A 16,131-nucleotide genomic window follows, 5' to 3' on the forward strand; every position below is an offset into this window, starting at 1 on the left:
CCAGCAATGGCAGACGCACCGACAACCCCTCAGAACGCAGACACGCCAAAAGGGCTGGCACTGGCCGTGACCGCCTATGTTTTGTGGGGGTTCCTGCCGCTTTACATGAAGGCGATGGCGCATATTGGGCCGGTTGAGATTGTGGCGCACCGGATAATCTGGTCCGTGCCTTTGGCGGGGTTGTTGCTGATTGCGTTGGGGCGGACGCGGGATTTGAAGGCCGCGCTGCGAAATCCAAAGATGTTGGGCATGGCTTGTATAACGGCTGCGCTGATTTCCGTGAATTGGGCGATTTATGTCTGGGCGATTGCTAGCGGGAACGCTTTGGACGCGGCGCTGGGATATTACATCAACCCGCTCTTTAGCATTGCGCTGGGCGCCATTCTGCTGCGTGAGCCGTTGAACAAGACTCAGCTGATCGCGGTCGGATTGGCGGCTGCAGGTGTGTTGGTGCTGGTGCTGCAGGCCGGAAGCCTGCCTTGGGCAGCACTGGGCCTTATGGTCAGTTGGGGTTTTTATGCCTTCTTCAAGCGTTCGCTTCCGATTGGTCCCAATCAGGGTTTTTTGCTGGAGGTGTTGATCCTTTTGATCCCAGCGCTGGCTTATGTGACTTGGCTGGGTGCCGAGGGTACAGGGCATTTCGGCGGGGCTGTGACGGATACCATGTTGCTGGCCGGGGCTGGGATCGTCACAGCCGTACCGCTGTTGGTCTATGCCAATGGGGCTAAGTTGGTGCGCCTGTCGACCATGGGTATTTTGCAATACATCGCGCCGACAATGATCTTTATCACGGCGATTACGGTGTTTGGTGAGCAGATCGACCGAGGCCGAATGATAGCTTTCCCGCTGATTTGGGCCGCCTTGGTTGTCTACTCCATTCCGATGATCCGGCAGATCAGGGCTCAGGCCTGACGCAACAGTCGCGCAGCTTCTTTGGCCCAGATAGCGTAGGTTTTGGGACTCGGATGGTATCCGTCAGGTGCCGCCAAAGCGGGGTCGTCCGGTAAGCTGAGCGAAAGGTGACGCCCCTGCGGGTAGTCCGCAATGACCTGCTGCAACCCTTGATCCAGACGTGCTGCCTGTTGACCCAAGACCCAGGCCAAAGGGTGCGGAAGCGCCGGAAACCGGTTCATCTGTGGGACGGCTGTCACGACGACGCGTCGAATGCCCAATGAGCCGGTCAAAAGATCCAGCAATTGTTTCTGACGCAGCTTGAACTGCTTTTGGGTCACGCCTCGGGTCACGTCATTTACGCCAAGGGCTGTCACTGCCATGTCAAAAGAGCCATCCAGTTTGCTTAACCGGTCGATCGTGTCCTGGGTCGTGTGCCCTGTGGTGGCCTCAAGTCTCCATTCGACCGCATAGTGCTTTGCCAGTTGGGCGACCAGATAGCCTGACAGGGCTTGTGCCTGAGTGCCAGCACCGACTCCGGCAGCCGAACTGTCGCCTGCTATCAGCAGTCGCAAATTTGGGCCTCGCCCTTCGCGCCCTTGACGGGGCCCCGTAGGCTCAGGAAGCAATTGTGCTTTGCGACGAACCGATAAGCCCTGGGCTGCCAGAACTGGCAGCAGGGGGACGCGCAAAACCTGATCTGCGGCAACGGGCATGTCAGCTTAACGCATTCTTGAATTCGAGGAATCGCGGGTCGGTCATGACCCGAGCCATCATCGCTTCGCGCAATGCACCGATGGTTTTGTAAGGGCGCATGACGACTTCGAACTCCTGAATCAGCCCTTCGTCGTTCAAGGTGATCAAATCGACCCCTACGGCGTCCAGATCTCCGACTTTGCACTCGAATTCCAGCGCCCAGTCTTTGCCCTCACCCATTACACGGCGATAGCGGAAGTCGGAAAAGACCTGACCGACATGCCCCAAAACAGCAGCAACAGGGGCGCGGCCTGTCCACGTGCTGTAATAGGTCGGCGGCGAAAAGCGCACATCCTCGGCCAGCAACTCGTGAATCAGGCTCTCATCGCCTTTGGCGACAACCTCTTGCATGCGTTCGATCGTGGGGTGCATGATTTCTCCTTCCGCTTTGAGGGCAGAGTTGCTGAACCGTTCCGTTCAGGCAAGGCCGACGTTGCGGGAGGTTGCACGCTGCTATAGGCAGTGCCGCATGAGCGAGACCTACGATCCCCCGAAAACACCTCTGGACGTTCTACATGAAGACGCCCAGCTGATTGTGGTGAACAAGCCCTCGGGTCTGTTGTCCGTGCCAGGACGGGGAGAGCACTTGGCCGATTGTCTGCTGACACGGGTGCAGGCGGTGTTTCCGCAGGCACTGTTGGTGCATCGGCTCGATCGGGATACCTCGGGCGTTATGGTTTTTGCCCAGTCACCGCACGCGCAGCGACATTTGAGCATGCAGTTCGAGAACCGCCAGACCCGCAAGACTTATGTGGCACGTGTCTGGGGGCAGTTTGAGCAAAAGACTGGAACGGTTGATTTGCCATTAATCGTGGATTGGCCCAACCGACCGCGTCAGATGGTGTGTCATGAGACGGGCAAACCCGCTATCACCGATTGGCGCGTCGTGAAGCAAGAGGGCGAGACCACCCGTTTGCGCCTGTTTCCGAAAACAGGTCGATCACATCAGTTGCGGGTCCACATGCTGGCGTTGGGCCACCCAATTCTGGGCGACCCGTTCTACGCCGAAGGCCCGGCGCGGGATTTTCCGCGCCTGATGCTGCATTCCGAGGAATTGCGTCTAAAGAGCCCCGAAGGCGGCGTTGCAATGAAGTTTCGGGCAAAAGCCGACTTCTGATACTCAAGCAGTGCTGATCCACAGCATCTTTAGGTTGCCCAACGAAAACCGTCTTTTTCGCTTGGGTGGGGCACAGGGCTGGCGAGCGGCCATGATCTCGCGTTCGATCTCAAAACTGCGCAGGGTGTGGTCCTGTGCCCAACGGTCAAGTTTCAGGGTCATCATCACGTGATTGTCGAGGTTTGGCATCGGTGATCTCCTTAGGTCAGTGCCCAAGTTTCTCGCATCACTGCTGACACCACCTTGTCAGGGGGGTGTGCTAAGCTGTCAGCAGATGAAACGGAGAAAACCATGCGTCGTTCCACACGCCTGTTTGAAATCATTCAGATTCTGCGCGCTGCCGAAGCTCCCGTGACAGCCGAAACGCTGGCAGAAAAGCTGGAGGTGTCCGTCCGGACGGTCTACCGCGATATTGCCGCCTTGCAGGCGCAGCGCACACCGATCGAGGGCGAGGCTGGCGTTGGATACCTGATGCGGCGCGGTTATGATTTGCCGCCATTGAATTTCGATGCCGAGGAGGTTGAGGCGCTGTGGGTCGGTCTGTCGATGCTGGCTCGAACCGGAGACAGCACGTTGCAGCAGGCCGCCGATCGCGTGTGCCGCAAGATCGAAGCGTTGCGCGTGCCCACGGACTGGTTGCAAGTCGCCCCTTGGGGTGCCCCTCAGGATGACCCCGAAAAGGGCTGTGTGCCTGTGGTCAATTATCGCGAGGCGATACGGGACGAGCGAAAGATACGCATCACCTATGTCAACCCCAACGGCGAGCGGACCGAGCGGATCGTTCGCCCAGTGGCCCTGATCTATCACATTGAATGCACCATGCTGGCCGCGTGGTGCGAGTTGCGAAATGGGTTCCGTCATTTCCGAACGGATCGCATTTGGGCTTGCGACATGATCGACGATCACTTTTGTGGACAAGGCGAGCCACTGCGTGCGATCTGGCAAGAGCAAAATAAATGGGATGTCCCTGCGGCAGTTTAAGAAAAGTGGCGGGGATTTGCCGATTTCACCGGATTGTTGCTTGAGACCCGGTTCAACCAGCATGATATACTGACCAGAACAAAATGCGCCCGATTAACGGGTGCCGGAGCAGAAGGTGATTTCATGACGGTTTCCAAATTTTTTGTTGCCGCCGGGTTGAGCTCGGCCATGTTTTTGGGTGCTTGTACAGACCCCGGCACATTGAACCTGCCTGCAGACCCCAATCAAAACGCCAAGCAAGGCGCGATTCTGGGCGGCCTGGTTGGTGCAGGTGTCGGCGCGATTGCGAACGGCTCCGACCCGCTGTTGGGTGCGCTGGCCGGTGGTGCGATTGGCGCTGCAGGCGGCGGTCTGGCTGGTAACCAGCTGGACAGACAAGCAGCTGAGCTGCGTCAGCAACTCGCCAATCAGGGTATCACGGTGACCAATGCGGGTGACCGCCTGATCGTCACCGTGCCGAATGATATCTCTTTTGATACGGACAGTTCGACCGTACGCCCGGCGCTGCGGGCCGATCTGGTGCGGGTGGGTCAAAACCTGACGAGATACCCCAACTCAAGCGTTCAGATCGTTGGACATACCGACAGCGATGGAGAGGCATCCTACAATCAGGCCCTGTCCGAACGCCGCGCCCGGTCGGTGGCGGATATCCTGCAGGCCAATGGCGTTAGCGGAGCCCGGATCAGCACAATTGGTTTGGGTGAGAACCGCCCCGCGGCGTCAAACCTGACACCAGAAGGCAAGGCCCGGAACCGTCGGGTCGATATCGAGATCATCCCAAACGGCCTCACATAAGCTGATGGGGCACCTGCGGGTGCCCCTTTTCCGCACATTGACTGCGCGTCACTTGGTCTTTGGCGCGCGCAACTCTTGGGCTAGCTATTGAGGAATACCACAGCGGAGTTTCCTCATGTCCGAACCCATCCTTCTGAGCCTTTCCGGCTCATTGCGCCAAAGTGCCACCAACCGCAAGCTGTTACGCGAAGCCGCGCGGTTATTTGATCCGGGCACGCATATCGAGGCCGATCTGAACCTGCCACTCTATGATGGCGATCTGGAGGATGGTGAGGGGATCCCTGAGGCCGTCCAAAATCTTTCCGATCAGATCTCACAGGCCCATGCTGTGATCATCTCGACGCCGGAATACAACAAAGGGCCGTCGGGTGTTCTGAAAAATGCGTTGGATTGGGTCAGCCGGACTGACGGTCGCCCCTGGGCTGACAAACCGGTTGCCGTCATGTCTGCTGCGGCAGGCCGTGCAGGCGGTGAACGGGCGCAGATGGTGTTGCGCAGCTATATGGTGCCGTTCCAGCCGCGTATTCTGCAGGGGCCGGAAGTCCACTTGGCCGACAGTTCGAATGAGTTCGACGCGCAAGGCAAGCTGACCAGCGACCGCTATGAAAGCAGCTTGCGTACGCTGATGGAAAAGCTGCGGTCCGAAGCAGGTTTCTGAAGCTTGTTAGCCTGGATCAACCGGCCTAGTCTGCGGCCATGAAAGAGGATGTTCAGGCTGATTTAATCGACCCGGCCCGCGCCGCGGCATTGCAAGTGGCGTTGGGCAGGGAAGTGACAGTCGCGACTGGCTGCGCGCTGCCACCATTCTTTCACCAGATGTATTTTTGGTCACCTCAGCCTCCGAGCCGACTGGGCCGCGACGGGCACCCGAAAGTCGGAGACGGCCTTATCCCCGATATGGACCTGCCGCGCCGCATGTGGGCTGGCGGCCGATTGCAGTTCAACAGGCCGTTGGTCGCGGGTGAAAGGGCTGTACGGCGCTCAATTTGCGAAAGCGCAACGTCAAAAACCGGACGCACCGGACCGCTGGGCTTTGTCACATTGCGACACCAGATTTGGCAGGGCGAGACCCTGTGTCTGACTGAATGGCAAGATCTGGTCTATCGCGAGGATCCGGCCCCAAATGAGGTTAAACCTATCCCGCCGTTGGCCCGCACCAACGAAACTGAAAAGTGCGAGGTCACGTTCGATTCAACCCTCCTATTCCGCTACTCGGCTTTGACATTCAATGGCCACCGTATCCACTATGATCTGGACTATGCCCGCGACGTCGAAGGCTATGCCGGGTTAGTGGTACATGGCCCATTGCTTGCGCAGCATCTGATGTTGTTTGCGGAAAAGCTGATGGGGCCGCTCGCGCAGTTCAGCTTCCGGGCAACAGCACCATTGATGCATTTTGAAACCGCGACCCTCTGTCGAAGCGGGCAGGGTTTATGGGTGCGCGGTCCGGACGGGCAGCAATGCATGTTGGCCGAGGCTGTTCCCCGGTCAGAGTGATGCCTCGGGTCGGAAATCTTCAGGGATTTCATCGCGCCCTTCCAGTATCAGGTCGGTCATGACTTCAGCCACTTTTGGGGCCATGCCAAAGCCGATCTTGAAGCCACCGTTAGCTATGAACTGGCTTTGATGCAGAGGGTGTGCTCCCAGCATCGGCGCGCGGCTTTTGCTGCGAGGACGGACACCAGCCCATCTTTCCACCACCTCGGCGCCGTGCAGAAGGGGAACTGCTCGGACAGCGCGATCCAATACATCGTCCAACGCTGAGTCGGTGCTAGATGGGTCGTCGTATTCGCGTTCGGAGGTTGAGCCGATCGCCAGCGTGCCATCCGCATGAGGCACGATGTGGACCGTATCCGCGAACAACTGCGGTACTTCGCCTGCATCGAAACGCAGCAATGCAGCTTGTCCTTTAACGCCGTTGCCAATGGTTTTGCCGAAGGCGTCGTTTAATTCCTCAAGGCCCGCCAAACCCGTGGCATGGATTACCAGACCAAGGTCGGGTGCTTCGGTTTGAACCTCCACGCCCATAACCGCAAGTGCGGCAACCAGAGCTGCACAAGCGCGCCGAGGGTGCATCCGGGCGCTGAGCGTGTCGTGAATTACAAAACCGGTGGGGCTGGGAGGGCACCAGGCACCAACCTCAGAGGTTTCAACGACGCGCCATTCGGCTCGACCTTGCCAAAGTTCGGTGGCAGTGACCGCACGGGCATGAGCCAGCTCTAGTGTTCGGGCGTCGGCAACAGGCTGCAACCGGCCCAACCGTGCGTACCCAGGTGAAACGCCACCGGTGGACTCGACTTGGTTCCAAAAGGGTTCAGCCATGATCAGACTGTCGAACTGAAAGGCTTTCTTGGCATTCCAGTTTTCGGGCACATGAGGGGCCAAAGCACCCACGAGACCACCGCTAGAGCCCGCTCCGGGGCCAAAGGGATCTATGATTTGCACCTTGGCGCCACGTCGGGCACAGGTCCAGGCGATGGACAGGCCAAAGATGCCTGCGCCACGCACCGTTACATCGACCATTGCCATTCCCCTTTTCCTTGTTCAGTGTCGCGCCGCTTAGCTACAGGATTCCCCAATGGCAGACCAGCGTGCCGAATTGACATGGACCGAGGATCAGATCCCCGTGTCGGATCGTTTCGATGATCCTTATTTCTCGTTGCAAAACGGGCTAGAAGAAACGCGCCATGTATTTCTGGCGGGCAATGACCTGCCGGCGCGTTTTGCACCTGGTTTCCGTATCGCCGAACTGGGCTTTGGCACTGGCTTGAACATGCTGACGGTCTGGTCCGAGTGGGAGAAAGAGGGTCACAAATCCCCGTTGTCTTTCACCAGTTTCGAGGCCTTTCCGATGGCGAAAGAGGATATGGCCCGAGCGCTCGCTGCTTTCCCCGAGCTCGCTCCTTGGAGCGAACGTTTCCTTGCCCTGTGGCAAGGTGGCAAATGTGATCTGGGAACTCTGCATCTTGAAGTCATCGAAGGGGATGCGCGTCAAACTTTGCCCGACTGGAGCAATTCGGCCGATGCATGGTTTTTGGATGGTTTCTCTCCGGCCAAGAACCCCGAACTTTGGGGGGCAGATCTGATGCAGCATGTGGCAGATCATACGGCAGCCAATGGCACGGCGGCGACGTATACTGCTGCCGGGTTTGTAAGGCGTGGGTTGGAGCAGGCCGGATTTGCGGTCACTCGCACCCCTGGTTACGGCCGTAAACGCCATATGACCCGGGCGGTTCAGCAATGACGCAGCAAAACAATACCCGAGCCGGAATCGCGCTAATGATCGCGGCGACAGTCGTGTTCGCCCTGCAAGATGGTATCTCGCGCCACCTGGCCGGCACTTACAACACCTACATGGTGGTGATGATCCGCTATTGGTTCTTTGCTGCCTTTGTCATTGCACTGGCCGCTCGCGCGCCCGGAGGGCTAAAGGTTTCGACGCAGACAAGCCAATTGGGGCTGCAGGTGTTTCGCGGCGTATTGCTAGCAGCCGAGATATGTGTCGCCGTATTCGCTTTTACAGTTCTGGGTCTGATCGACACGATGGCCGTGTTTATTTGCTATCCGCTGTTGGTCGCAGCCCTTAGTGGGCCTGTACTTGGTGAAAAGGTCGGATGGCGGCGCTGGATGGCGATCGGCGTTGGATGTGTCGGGGTGTTAATCATCCTTCAACCTGGTGTGGGCGTGTTCAATCCTTGGGCCATCGTACCCCTGATTTCAGCGCTGATGTTCGCTCTTTATGGATTGCTGACGCGTTACGCCGCCCGCAAAGACAGTGCAGCCACAAGTTTCTTCTGGACCGGGATCGCCGGTGCCGTTGCAATGACATTGGTTGGCATGTGGTTCTGGGAGCCGATGGCCCAAAGTGATTGGCTGTGGATGGCACTATTGTGCGTCAGTGGCGTTCTTGGCCATTGGCTACTGATCAAGTGCTACGAAATGGCAGAGGCCAGCGCAGTGCAGCCCTTTGCCTATTTCCACCTGGTTTGGAGCGCCATCCTCGGTATCTCGATCTTCGGTGAGGCTTTGCGGCCCGCGGTTGTCATCGGGGCCGCATTGGTCGTAGGCGCCGGGTTGTTTACCCTATGGCGCGAACGACGCCAGAGTTGACCCGACCAATTCCTCAGAAAACGGGACAGGCAGGGCAGTCTGACCCAAACGGGCGCGATAGACAGGCAGGCTTTCGGCTACGCGCATCACATAGTTGCGGGTCTCGTTGAACGGAATTGTCTCGATCCAATCGACCACGTCGATCTCGCCTGCACGCGGATCGCCGTAACGCTCCATCCAAGAAATCGGACGTCGCGGCCCGGCGTTATAGCCCGCCGCCATCATTACGACGTTGCCGTTAAAGTCGGCGGCCAACCCTGACAGGTAGTTCGCCCCAAGCTTGGCGTTGTACTGCCAGTCCGACGTCAGCTTGATCGTCTTGTGTCCACTTAGGATTCCCAGCTCTTTTGCTACCAGCTGCGCGGTGGCGGGCATAACCTGCATCAATCCACGCGCGCCGGCGCCACTAATGACCACGGGGTCGAACTCGCTCTCGCGTCGGGCAATCGCCAGTGTCATTTCCTTTGCCATGGGCAAGCCAATATCGGCCACTGGATGTACCGGATAATAGGCCGCAGGAAGAACCACGCCGGCAGAGGCTGCGCGCTTGGCGATCATCACTGCCAGATGCGGTTCCTTCAATTCGATCGCGAGATCACCCAGTTGCCCGGCCTGCACAGGGTCGAGCTCTTCTACCAGATGGGTCAGAAACCGCTCAGAGAGGTTGTCTTCGCCTGCAGCCAAAAGCATTAACCCAGCCTCCAGCACGCTGGAATCGGCAAACTCAGCCTCTTTCCAATGTGGGGCGCGGCGCGGGTTGGCCAGTTCGCTGTCAAAGGGCCTGCCAATTTGCTCTGCTGCTAGCAGCCCGTAGAACGAGGTTTGGTAGTCCGCACCTATCGCATAAGCTTCGTACGCTTTGTCGGCGTCACCTTTTGCAGCGTAAGCACGGCCCAGCCAATACCCGCCGCGCCCCTTCGAAATCGGGGATTTCACTGCGCCCGAGAAATTTGTGAAATGCCGGACCGCCGTATCCGGGTCATTCAGTTTGCGCAGAGCTAGAAACCCGGCCAGCCACTCCAGATCGGCGTACCCATAACCCATTTCAGGAGTCATGTGGTGGTTGGCTGCGATTTGATACGCGCGGCTTACATCTCCATTGCGCATTTCCAGTCGGGCCAAACGGCGGCGACCTTCTGCCCATTGATCAGGTTCGCCAAGGGAGTCTGGTCCGGTAGAACGCGCCAGCATCAGATCGATCGCGCTGTCGTCAAATTCCTTCTTGTCGCGCCAGACAAAGCGGTCAAACGCCAAACCCGGAGATCCGGCCAATGACTCTGGCACAGCGGCGACCTTGCCATCGACGCCAGGCTGTCGCTTTTGCAAAGCGATCCGCGCTTCGGCCAATTTGCGTTGATCCGCACTGACCAGCGGCAGCATTTGTCCCGCGCTGACCAAATGACCGTCCCACAACATCCGGTCCAGTCGCGCCTCATGATGAGGTTTCAACAGTGTACCAAAGTTCTCGAGGTAGTCCTTTTGCAGGCCAGAACCCATTGGCATGGTGCGCCATGCAGCAACAATATCGGCCTCAGCATCACCAGAGCGCCCCGTGGCTTTGAGCGCGACAGCGTAGTTGAGCGCGCCTTCCGCGGTTTGCGGGAGATGGCCGGAATAGAACTTTAGAACGCGATCGGGATCGGCGCCGGTGAAAGCCGGTTCGCTTTTCCGTCGTAACCACGCTAGTCCGGGCCAATCCGGTCTGCGGTCCAGAAAAACCAGCACGTCGCCCGAGCTGCCAAAGCCCTGTCTCAGCCAATGCCAGACGATGATGTCACGCGAGACAGACCCCCGCGCGCCCGACTCTCGAAGCGCCGCGTTCCAGTCTCCTTTTCGCATTTCGTGAAGGCCGGCGCGCAGATCGCCCACAGCATCGGCCTGCGCCTGACCGATTGACCCTAAAATCACTGCTATCAAAAGCGCCAGAACGCGTGTCATGCCTTGCATTTCCCAACCAACCAAGGATACAGCCATTCAGGATAAACCTTGCGCCGCCGGGATCAACTCACATCGATAAGATTGTGATGCTTTAAGGCGCAAAAAACTCAAACTGCACTCTAAGGAGCGTGTCATGTTCAAAGGCTCAATGCCAGCCCTCGTCACCCCGTTCAGTAACGGCGAGTTGGACCTGAAGACGCTCAAACACTTGGTGGAATGGCAGATTCAGGAAGGCTCGACCGGATTGGTGCCCGTGGGAACGACCGGCGAAAGCCCGACGCTGAGCCATGAAGAACACGAAACCGTCGTTGAAGAAGTCGTCAAGGCAGCGGCCGGTCGGGTGCCGGTAATCGCCGGTGCCGGGTCTAACAACACGGTTGAGGCCATACGGTTCGTGCGATTCGCTGAGAAAATTGGCGCGGACGCCGCCTTGGTCGTTACGCCGTACTACAACAAGCCGACCCAAAAGGGTCTGATCGCTCACTTCCGCGCGTTGCACGACTGTGCGGATATCCCAATCATCATCTACAACATTCCCGGTCGTTCGGTCATCGACATGACGCCCGCAACGATGGGTGAATTGGCCCAACTGCCGAGCATCGTTGGTGTTAAGGATGCAACTGGTGATCTGGCTCGCGTCAGTCAGCAGCGTGCTTCTTGTGGTGCGGACTTCTGCCAGTTGTCAGGTGAAGACGCGACTGCGCTTGGCTTTAACGCTCATGGCGGAGTTGGTTGCATTTCGGTCACGGCAAACGTAGCGCCGAAACTGTGTGCTGAATTCCAGCGAGCAACTCTGGATGGCGACTATACCAAAGCGCTGGACTATCAGGACCGCCTGATGCCATTGCACGAAGCGATCTTTATTGAGCCAGGTCTGGTCGGCGCGAAGTATGCGCTTAGCAAGTTGGGTCTGTGCGGCGAAGAAGTTCGTTCACCGCTGACTACTCTGGAAAACAGCACCAAGGCAGCTATTGATGCAGCGATGGCGCATGCTGGTTTGATCTAAAAAAACAAATACCCAAACCAAATGGGCGGCCTCTGGTACCAGAGTGCCGCCCATTTTTTTGTTTCGTGGCTGAGTTCAGCGCTTACCGTAATAAAGGCCTACGACATGTTCCGCCTGGGCAAAGAACAGCCAGCGAGAGACAGCCACCCCAGTCAGATGCGAGAGAACGGCCAACAACGCGAAAAAGTGGTTGAAAGGCAGGAGCAGCAAGACAAGGGGGACAAAAAACGCCAACGTAAACGAGATGATCCGCAGCTTTTCGGCGTGTTTGCGCCCGACCACGTGTACGAACTCGCGCAACAGGTAGTTGGTGCCGGTGTGAGGCGGCTCAAAAGCTCGGACTGCGCCGCGGCTTCCAAGGCCAGTTGCCGTGCCCAAATTGGTTCCCGATTGTTCAAAAGCTCGGTCGCCTTGCCACCAGTAGAGCGCTTGAACGGCAGCTGCGATCAGCAATAGCGGTACTGCAGCGCTGACCTGACCTGCCAACAATGCTCCGCCAGAAAGGCTGAAGCCGAGGAACATCACCGGGGTCAGCTTCATGTTCCAACGGGGGATTGTCTTTAGTTGGGTGTAGATCATCGAGGTGGTGAACACCGTCGCCAAAGAAAACAGAGCGCCGATAAAGCCCAGAGCACCCCAGCGCTGGCCAAGAAAAACTGCTCCGAAGGCATAGAGACCCATAACAACGAGTGCGATGACAGCACACCAGCCTTCACGGCTGAGCCAACTGGTTTTCCATTGCGTGAATGCTTTCCAAGCACGCTCTGGGTGGCCCAAATGGAAGGTCGAGGCCATCAACCCACCCACGGAAAGTCCGTAAGCGATGACATAGAAGACGAACGCCACCCAACCGCTGACGTCCGGCATCCCGAGACCCAGAAAGAACAAGAGGCCAAATCCAAGACCCGACAGAGTGGTAAAGATGATGACAGAAGGGGCCGGGTGCATCAGAACTTCTCCAGTGTCTTGTCGAGCCAACCGAGGAACCCTTTTGGTTCTTCGGCGACGGGGGCCAGAAGCGGGGCCAGAATGTCGATTTGGTCTTCGATTTGATCCTTGGGCCTGGGCGGCAGGTACTTATTGACTGGTTTGGTGCCCATCTCGGGCATCAGATCCATGCCGTCACGTTCAGCAACCAGCTTGCTGACGTCGCTGTTAGGATCACCGAGGTCTCCGAAATGGCGCGCACCGGCCGGGCAGGTGCGGACGCAGGACGGCACGCGATCCACCTCGGGTAGGTTCTCATTGTAGATGCGGTCCACGCAGAGGGTGCATTTCTTCATCACGCCCTCGGCCATGTCCATCTCGCGCGCGCCGTAAGGGCAGGACCAGGCACACAACCCACAACCGATGCAGTCGCTTTCATTGACCAGGACGATGCCATCCTCGACCCGCTTGTAGCTTGCCCCGGTGGGGCAAACGGTGACGCAGGGCGCGTCTTCGCAATGCAGGCAGGATTTAGGGAAGTGGATCAGTTGCGCGTGACCTTCGGTTGGAGTGACTTCGTACGAATGCACCCGGTTCAAGAACGTACCCGATGGGTTGCCGCCATAAGCGTCCTGATCGGACAGCGGCGCGCCGTAGTTTTCGGTATTCCAACCCTTGCAGGAGATCACACAGGCGTGGCAGCCGACACAGGTGTCGAGGTCAATAACCAGGCCCATCTTACGTTCAGTGGATGAGGGGAGTTGGGTCATTTGCCTACCTTCCACGCCAGATCTTTAGGGCCAGTACCAACAGGTGACTTGATCGGGTCAAATTCTGGTTGGCTTTCGGTGTCACTTGGAGCCTCGGCCTTTTCGATTTTTACTTTCAGATCGAACCAGGCTGCCTGACCCGTCACAGGGTCAGAATTAGCCCATCGCATCCCGTCGCCCTTTGGCGGCAACAGCTCGTGAATCAGATGGTTCAGCAGGAAGCCTTTTGTCGCCTCTGGCGCGTCCTCTTGCAGAGCCCATGCGCCTTTGCGTTTGCCGATGGCGTTCCACGTCCAGACGGTGTTGTCGTTCAGCGCGGCCATTTCCATGACGGGTACTGTGATTTCCCCGTGCGGTGAACTGACTTTAGCCCAATCGCCATCCTGCAGCCCGTGTTCGCGCATCAGCTTGGTCGGCACGTAAAGCGGGTTGCGCCCATGCAACTGACGAAGCCAGGCGTTCTGTGTACCCCAGCTGTGATACATCGCCATCGGACGTTGGGTCAGGGCGTTGACTGTGAAGCCATCGTTGCCCTGTTGATCGGTCTCGTACCAGATCGGCAACGGATCCATCGTGTCTTTGATCCGCTGGCGCAGGTGTTCGGGCGGCTGGCGGTCACCATGCCCCTCGGCAGCCAGTTGGAACTTGCGCATCGGTTCGGAGTAAAGCTGGAACAGGTACGGTTGCGGGCTGTCGTAGATGCCCATGCCTACCGCCCAGTCCTGATAGGCAGTGTTCCACGGTTTATAGTAATCCGCACCTTCAGGGATGTGCGCGACGTAGAAACCACCATTTTCAATATAGCGGTTCAACTGGTCTGGGTTAACCTCTCCACGCCCTTCCTTATCGCCATTTTCGCCTCGGAACCCGGCCAGAGGGCCGATGCCCGGCTTGCGCTGGTGGTTGACGATGTAGTCTGCATAGTCCTTCCATTTGGGCGTGCCGTCTTCGTTGGTGAAGCCCGGCAAACTCATGCGGTTAGCCAGTTCGACCAAAACCGATTGGAAACCGCGCACGTCGCGGTCGGGTTCAACAACTGGCCAACGGATCGCGTCAGCAGCTGCGTCAGCCTCGCAGATCGGGCGGTCCAGCAGCGAGATACAGTCGTGGCGCTCCAGATAGGTTGTGTCTGGCAGGATCAGATCGGCATAGGCCACCATTTCCGAGGAGTAGGCATCGGAATAGATGATCTTGGGTATGACGTATTTGCCGTCTTCGGTTTTGGCCGACAGCATCTCTATCACACCTTTGGTGTTCATCGAGGAGTTCCACGACATGTTCGCCATGTACATGAACAGCGTGTCGATTTTGTAGGGATCACCAGCGGCGGCATTCGAGATCACCATATGCATCAGCCCGTGAGCCGACATCGGGTTTTCCCACGTAAATGCCTTGTCTATGCGTTGTGGCGTGCCACAGTCGTCGATCAGCAAATCCTCGGGGCCACGCGGGAAACCAAGGTGAGGGCCTTCCAGCGGGCGGCCCGGGCGGCGGTCACCATGCGGGGTAGGGTGCGCCTCGACCGGCTTGGGATAGGGCGGTTTGAAACGGAAACCGCCGGGAACCTCGACTGTGCCCAGCAAGATTTGCAGCGTGTGCAGCGCTCGGCACGTCTGAAACCCGTTGGCATGGGCCGAGATACCGCGCATGGCGTGGAAGCTGACTGGACGGCCCGTCATCTTCGAATGCGTCTCACCCCTGAAATCGGTCCATTCGTGGTCCAATTCGATAGCTTCGTCAAAGGCCACGCGGGCGATCTCAGCGGCGATGGCGCGGATGCGTTTGGCGGGAATGCCGCACCGTTCGGCCACAGCTTCAGGGGCGTGATCGTCGGTCAGATATTTCTCGGCCATGAGGTGAAAGACCGGACGGTGCGTGACACCGTCTTTTTCATACGTCGCTGACAGATCCGGGCGGACGCCAGGCTTGTCGAATGGGGTGGGCTCCCCTGTGACACGGTCGATCACCAGCGGTTTGCCATCGTCGTCGCGCAGGAACAGACCCTTCTCGGGTCCCTCGGCAGCGTTTACCAGTACTGGTGCGTTGGTGTAGCGGCTGAGGTAATCCAGATCGATCTTGCCAGCTTTCATCAGCACATGAATCAGCGACAGGATAAACAGACCGTCGGTTCCTGGGGTGATCCCTACCCAGTCATCGGCTACGGCATTATAGCCCGAGCGGATCGGGTTCACTCCGATCACACGCGCGCCACGCGCCTTGATCTTGCCGATACCCATCTTGATCGGGTTGCTGTCGTGATCTTCGGCCACACCGAACAGCATGAAAAGTTTGGTGTGATCCCAGTCGGGCTGGCCAAACTCCCAAAACGCACCGCCCATCGTGTAGATTCCACCGGCCGCCATGTTCACGGAACAGAAGCCGCCATGGGCAGCATAGTTCGGCGTGCCAAAGTTCTGCGCCCAGAAGGAGGTGAAGCTTTGGCTCTGATCCCGGCCGGTGAAGAAGGCCAGCTTCTGTGGAGCAGTCTCGTGCAACTCGTTCAGCCAGCCGACGGCGGTGCTGATCGCCTCATCCCATTCGATCTCACGAAACTCACCCGATCCTCGCGGGCCTACACGGCGTAACGGTTTGCGCAAGCGTGAAGGGGCGTTGACCTGCATGATTCCAGCGCTGCCCTTGGCGCATAAAACGCCCTTGTTTACCGGGTGGTCACGGTTGCCCTCGATATAGGCAACCTTGCCGTCTTTCAAATGCACGTTGATACCACAGCGACATGCGCACATGTAGCATGTGGTGCGCCGTACTTCGTCAGATACCTTTGGCGAAGTTTCAACGCGGGGTTGCTGGAATGTCATCTGGCCTCCCTTGATGTTTCGGCA

17 protein-coding genes are annotated in these 16,131 nt (G+C 58.1%); 9 read left to right on the forward strand and 8 right to left on the reverse strand.

Annotated elements, in window-relative coordinates:
* Positions 1–6: 6 nt before the first annotated feature.
* Positions 7–912 carry an EamA family transporter RarD gene (rarD, locus tag ACR0EO_RS18860; RefSeq protein WP_480692428.1) on the forward strand — a complete coding sequence of 302 codons (906 nt, stop codon included), beginning with the start codon at positions 7–9 and terminating at the stop codon, positions 910–912.
* Here the strand turns inward: rarD and ACR0EO_RS18865 are convergent.
* Both ACR0EO_RS18865 and ACR0EO_RS18870 read right to left on the reverse strand, forming a co-directional pair.
* The gene (locus ACR0EO_RS18865; protein ID WP_480692360.1) at positions 903–1,607 is read right to left on the reverse strand and encodes an SGNH/GDSL hydrolase family protein; all 705 of its coding nucleotides are present in this window, start codon (positions 1,605–1,607) and stop codon (positions 903–905) included. The genes rarD and ACR0EO_RS18865 overlap by 10 nt on opposite strands.
* Before the next feature lies 1 nt (position 1,608).
* Positions 1,609–2,019, reverse strand: a complete 411-nt coding sequence (locus ACR0EO_RS18870; protein WP_480692361.1) for a nuclear transport factor 2 family protein — start codon at positions 2,017–2,019, stop codon at positions 1,609–1,611.
* A 97-nt stretch (positions 2,020–2,116) separates the two neighbouring features.
* On the opposite strand from ACR0EO_RS18870, the gene ACR0EO_RS18875 reads away from it, so the two are divergent.
* The gene (locus ACR0EO_RS18875) at positions 2,117–2,764 is read left to right on the forward strand and encodes an RluA family pseudouridine synthase (protein WP_480692362.1); all 648 of its coding nucleotides are present in this window, start codon (positions 2,117–2,119) and stop codon (positions 2,762–2,764) included.
* Positions 2,765–2,767: 3 nt separating this feature from the next.
* Here the strand turns inward: ACR0EO_RS18875 and ACR0EO_RS18880 are convergent, their stop codons facing one another.
* Positions 2,768–2,953 carry a hypothetical protein gene (locus ACR0EO_RS18880; protein ID WP_480692363.1) on the reverse strand — a complete coding sequence of 62 codons (186 nt, stop codon included), beginning with the start codon at positions 2,951–2,953 and terminating at the stop codon, positions 2,768–2,770.
* A gap of 102 nt (positions 2,954–3,055) precedes the next feature.
* On the opposite strand from ACR0EO_RS18880, the gene ACR0EO_RS18885 reads away from it, so the two are divergent.
* The 4 genes from ACR0EO_RS18885 (at position 3,056) to ACR0EO_RS18900 (ending at position 6,037) form a co-directional block, all read left to right on the forward strand.
* Positions 3,056–3,745, forward strand: coding sequence for a helix-turn-helix transcriptional regulator (locus ACR0EO_RS18885; protein WP_480692364.1), 690 nt, complete (start codon positions 3,056–3,058; stop codon positions 3,743–3,745).
* Positions 3,746–3,868: 123 nt separating this feature from the next.
* The gene (locus ACR0EO_RS18890; RefSeq protein WP_480692365.1) at positions 3,869–4,540 is read left to right on the forward strand and encodes a YiaD family glycine zipper/OmpA-like lipoprotein; all 672 of its coding nucleotides are present in this window, start codon (positions 3,869–3,871) and stop codon (positions 4,538–4,540) included.
* Positions 4,541–4,655: 115 nt separating this feature from the next.
* The gene (locus tag ACR0EO_RS18895) at positions 4,656–5,198 is read left to right on the forward strand and encodes an NADPH-dependent FMN reductase (RefSeq protein WP_480692366.1); all 543 of its coding nucleotides are present in this window, start codon (positions 4,656–4,658) and stop codon (positions 5,196–5,198) included.
* 38 nt (positions 5,199–5,236) lie between these two features.
* The gene (locus ACR0EO_RS18900) at positions 5,237–6,037 is read left to right on the forward strand and encodes an HTD2 family dehydratase (RefSeq protein WP_480692367.1); all 801 of its coding nucleotides are present in this window, start codon (positions 5,237–5,239) and stop codon (positions 6,035–6,037) included.
* Here the strand turns inward: ACR0EO_RS18900 and ACR0EO_RS18905 are convergent.
* Positions 6,029–7,069 (reverse strand): NAD(P)/FAD-dependent oxidoreductase, encoded by a 1,041-nt coding sequence (locus ACR0EO_RS18905; protein ID WP_480692368.1) that lies wholly within the window; start codon positions 7,067–7,069, stop codon positions 6,029–6,031. The two genes, ACR0EO_RS18900 and ACR0EO_RS18905, sit on opposite strands and share 9 nt — an antisense overlap.
* 49 nt (positions 7,070–7,118) lie before the next feature.
* On the opposite strand from ACR0EO_RS18905, the gene mnmC2 reads away from it, so the two are divergent.
* Positions 7,119–7,784 (forward strand): tRNA (5-methylaminomethyl-2-thiouridine)(34)-methyltransferase MnmC2, encoded by a 666-nt coding sequence (gene mnmC2 / locus ACR0EO_RS18910; RefSeq protein WP_480692369.1) that lies wholly within the window; start codon positions 7,119–7,121, stop codon positions 7,782–7,784.
* Entirely contained in the window at positions 7,781–8,650 is an 870-nt protein-coding gene (locus tag ACR0EO_RS18915; RefSeq protein ID WP_480692370.1) for a DMT family transporter, read from the forward strand. Before mnmC2 ends, ACR0EO_RS18915 begins: the two co-directional genes overlap by 4 nt.
* Here ACR0EO_RS18915 and ACR0EO_RS18920 read toward each other — a convergent pair.
* Positions 8,624–10,588: a lytic transglycosylase domain-containing protein gene (locus ACR0EO_RS18920; RefSeq protein WP_480692429.1), complete on the reverse strand. Its 1,965-nt coding sequence runs from the start codon at positions 10,586–10,588 to the stop codon at positions 8,624–8,626. The two genes, ACR0EO_RS18915 and ACR0EO_RS18920, sit on opposite strands and share 27 nt — an antisense overlap.
* A gap of 133 nt (positions 10,589–10,721) precedes the next feature.
* Between ACR0EO_RS18920 and dapA the strand changes: the two genes are divergently transcribed.
* Complete coding sequence (gene dapA, locus ACR0EO_RS18925) at positions 10,722–11,594, forward strand: 4-hydroxy-tetrahydrodipicolinate synthase (RefSeq protein ID WP_480692371.1); 873 nt, start codon at positions 10,722–10,724, stop codon at positions 11,592–11,594.
* Positions 11,595–11,669: 75 nt separating this feature from the next.
* Here the strand turns inward: dapA and ACR0EO_RS18930 are convergent, their stop codons facing one another.
* From ACR0EO_RS18930 to ACR0EO_RS18940, 3 genes are read right to left on the reverse strand one after another with little or no spacing between them, the layout of a single operon-like run.
* Positions 11,670–12,542 carry a dimethyl sulfoxide reductase anchor subunit family protein gene (locus ACR0EO_RS18930; protein WP_480692430.1) on the reverse strand — a complete coding sequence of 291 codons (873 nt, stop codon included), beginning with the start codon at positions 12,540–12,542 and terminating at the stop codon, positions 11,670–11,672.
* The gene (locus tag ACR0EO_RS18935) at positions 12,542–13,291 is read right to left on the reverse strand and encodes a 4Fe-4S dicluster domain-containing protein (protein WP_480692372.1); all 750 of its coding nucleotides are present in this window, start codon (positions 13,289–13,291) and stop codon (positions 12,542–12,544) included. The genes ACR0EO_RS18930 and ACR0EO_RS18935 overlap by 1 nt, the downstream gene beginning before the upstream one ends.
* Positions 13,288–16,107 carry a molybdopterin oxidoreductase family protein gene (locus ACR0EO_RS18940; protein WP_480692373.1) on the reverse strand — a complete coding sequence of 940 codons (2,820 nt, stop codon included), beginning with the start codon at positions 16,105–16,107 and terminating at the stop codon, positions 13,288–13,290. The genes ACR0EO_RS18935 and ACR0EO_RS18940 overlap by 4 nt, the downstream gene beginning before the upstream one ends.
* Positions 16,108–16,131 lie beyond the last annotated feature (24 nt).

This window comes from Ruegeria sp. BE9, from assembly GCF_056538765.1.